The sequence below is a fragment of the Microcoleus sp. AR_TQ3_B6 genome, from assembly GCF_036702785.1.
Classification (GTDB): domain Bacteria; phylum Cyanobacteriota; class Cyanobacteriia; order Cyanobacteriales; family Microcoleaceae; genus Microcoleus.
Genome location: NZ_JAUBVJ010000198.1, coordinates 1 through 3,363, shown reverse-complemented (window position 1 = coordinate 3,363; position 3,363 = coordinate 1). Strand labels below are relative to the sequence as shown.

The window sequence follows — 3,363 nt, the reverse complement described above, 5'->3', positions numbered from 1 at the left end:
CAGACAATGGGGCGCTCTCTTCCAGTGATAATTAGTTTCCTAGCGCGGATTGTGGGGTTGGGGAATGTGGGTCAAAAAGTGCGGGAAATTATCGGGCGCGTGCAAGCTAGGGTAGATGTGGCGGTGAATAAGTTGGTCGATTTAGTTGCGAAGCAGGGGAATGAGTGGCTGGCTAAAGCTGGTGGGGGTAGACCGAGTAATGCTGCTGGGGGTAGCAATAAACCTGGTAAGGGTAGACCGAGTAATGCTGCTGGGGGTAGCAATAAACGTGGTAGTCAAAGGCCAGTGCCACCAAATCGTACAGGGCAACCGCCAAATCGACAAACGCCTCCGAAAAATTCGACGGGGCAACCGCAACTGACACCTGCCGATATCCGCAAGCACGAGCAAATGGCTATTGAGGCGGTACAGCAGCTTAAAAACATTAATGGGCAAGTCAAAGATTACAAAACGACTCGTACTGAAAAGATAGCCCAGGCACAGCGAATGAAGCCCGGTTACGATCGCAGGCTCAAATCACCTATTAAGTTTAACGTTCACTTCGAGTCGAATATAGCCAAAGACAAAGCCGATAACGACCTCGACTTTAAGGTAGTAATCGCGCCCAACACTACAACCAAAACCGGAAGCGTACCAACCAAAGAAGAACCCGATTTACCAGAGACCAATGTAACTCATGAACCAGAAGGAAATAAAGCTGGTTCGGTCACGGCCGAACCCCTCACTAGACTAAAGGGGAATACAAAAGGCAGCCGCGCTACCGAGGTGGATGATATACCTGGTTGGGATCACGTACTTGAGATCGATTATGGGGACATTGGTAACGGTCGCAAGGGTCCCCGTTATTGGGGAAAAATGCACCTTTTAAGTCAAAAATTACACGGACCAGGAGAGCCTTGGAATCTCGTGCCAGGAAAGAAGGCTGATAATAGTGATATGGAAGAAGGACCGGAAAAGGACGCGAAAAATCGCATAGATAAGAATGAAGTGTTGTACTATGAAGTTAGAGTCACTTATCACACAGGCAACGAAATTGTTAAGAATTTCCCTGCGACTATAGACGTGAAGTGGGGTTCGATGAAGAAAGACGGAAAATCTTTTGTCAGGGATAAACCGCTGGATCGCTGGAAAAGAGAGCTACAAAAACCTCCCTTGGATGGAGCAACAGCGTTAGTAATTGATTTAAGCACGGAAGGTAGGAAGACTTTGCAGTACAAGCTAGGTCTTCCAGACAGGCTCGCAAGGAATATTGCGGAAGAGAACAAGTTGGGTCCATTTAAAGATGAAGCAGACTTTAGAACTAGGATGCAAGCTTTATATAAGAACAAAGATAAATTTGAAAAAGAGTATTGGCCGTTGATACAACCTTTGATAAAGAGTGGTAAAGCAAGATTTTAAGGAGAATGCGCTCAATGAGTTACCAAAAATATGTCGAACAATTAAAAGCTCAACTCTTGGATATACAAGCTTCTCCTAAATACAAGCTAGTTGGTTGTGATATCGGTCGCCCGCAAACGATAGAAGAAATCTTAGATGATACGGAAGAATTTATTTCTACCGAATACGAAGGAATGGAGGATTTCAAGGTATGGGAACCTTTAAAAGAGTTTTATCAAGCTACTACATGGATTAAGTTTGTATGGAAATATTTAGGGGAAATTCCTAAGCCATTTAAAAATCGATTTAGTGGGTCGGACATTTATCCAATTCTTGAAATATACGATCCGGAAGCAATTTATAGTGCTGAAGAAAATCGAATGGTTTATATCCCTAAAAATGAGAGGTTAAATCAACCTTATAAACTTTATGATGAATACAGAATGTTCGATCGAATTTTTTTAGATAGTTACCGTCATGTAGCTGTCAAGTTTTCCAGGAATGAAGAAGCACCTAGATTTTACTACTACACTCTAGAAACAAAGTCTTACTACAAAATGTCAATTGGTTTTGGGGAATACTTGAACCTTCTCTTACAAACTAGGGGGCTATCTTATTGGCAGGAATTTTTTGTTGATGACAGTAACTTTAGAATCAACCTAAATCGAGCCAAGCGATTTATTGAAACTTTAGAAGAATTATTTCCTGAAGTAGATAGAACAATATTCGAGAGTCAATTAGCAGAAAAGCGTGCTATTAATCTTAGTTACTTTCGCCAAATATCTCTGGGTTCAAATGAGAAACAACTAGAGATAGCAGCATCGGGATTAGACTCGGACAACGAGGACGAGAAAAACTCGTATAGTACTCCTCGCCTCTCAATAAATTATCAACAATACATCGAACAGTTAAAAACAAAAGTCCTTGAGTTCTCAGCTTGCGAGCAATACGAACTATTGCTCTATGATATTGGCGAACCGCAAACGCTAGAAACAATATTAGAGTATGAGGATTCTCTAGCCACTGAAGGCGAAGTAATCGAGGATTTCAAGATATGGGAGCCTTTCAAGAAATTTTATCAATCTGCCATGTGGATTAATTTTAGCTGGAGACATTTAGGACAACATCCTAACTCGTTGCATACTCCCTATGGTGCGTCAAGCATTTATTCAATAAATGCAGTGTACGAGCCTGGAGAAATTTATATTCCTGAAGAGAATCGAACGATCTATAGTGTGGACGATGAGTGGGTAGAAAAACCTTTTAAACTCTATGGCGAATACAAAAATTTTGACCGAATTACTAGGCAAAACGCGAATCATGTAGCTGTTAAATTTTCGTTCGATCGAGAAGCACCTAATTTTTACTATTACTCTTTTGAAACCAAGTCTTACTACAGAATGTCAATTGTTTTCGATGAATACTTAGAGCTTCTCTTACAAACTAGAGGATTGAGCCCTTGGCAAGAATTTTTTATTGACGATAGCAACTTTCAGCTCGATTTAGCTCGTGCCGAGCAATTTATTAAAGATTTAGAACTGTTATTTCCTGAAGTAGATAAAACAATATTTGAGAGTCAATTAGCTAAATTATCAGGGCGTGGCTGAATAAGGATATAATTTTCCTAGCCATGCGATCGCCCGCGCTCAGTTATCGATCGCTCGCGCATGGCTAAACTCCCCGGCATGATGATGAATAAATTGATGCAGATGCAGGCGACAGGGCAACACACTGACACTGAAGCGACTTCTATCCCTGCAGTTGTGACCCAGACACAGAAAGAGGGACTCGAAAGAACTGCATCATCAATTCAAGCGAAACTCACCGTCAGCAGGCCGGGAGATAAATACGAAAGCAAGAAGAAGAACAAGAAACTATTCAGGGCAAAGAAATTTCTATTTCTGGGCCTGAAAAATCAAAGCAAGTATCGCTCTCCAACAAAGAAAGTAGCTTCCAAGCATCGGAAGCAGAAACTGAAACCCTGGC

At 41.6% G+C, this 3,363-nt stretch carries 2 protein-coding genes and 1 pseudogene; all 3 read left to right on the top strand.

Going from position 1 to position 3,363, the window contains the following annotated elements; translation table 11 throughout:
• A pseudogene (locus QUB56_RS36520) lies at positions 1 to 1,398 on the top strand (hypothetical protein); the annotation flags it as partial.
• A gap of 14 nt (positions 1,399 to 1,412) precedes the next feature.
• On the top strand, positions 1,413 to 2,984 hold the full coding sequence (locus tag QUB56_RS36515) for a hypothetical protein (protein WP_332961241.1): 1,572 nt from the start codon (positions 1,413 to 1,415) through the stop codon (positions 2,982 to 2,984).
• A 60-nt stretch (positions 2,985 to 3,044) separates the two neighbouring features.
• Positions 3,045 to 3,363 (top strand): hypothetical protein (locus tag QUB56_RS36510; protein ID WP_332961240.1); only part of this gene is annotated, 319 nt, incomplete at its 3' end.

What these genes read in the sequence shown, in the direction of transcription:
- QUB56_RS36515 (WP_332961241.1), top strand. Translation starts at nt 1,413, where the DNA reads ATGAGTTACCAAAAATATGTCGAACAATTAAAAGCTCAACTCTTGGAT.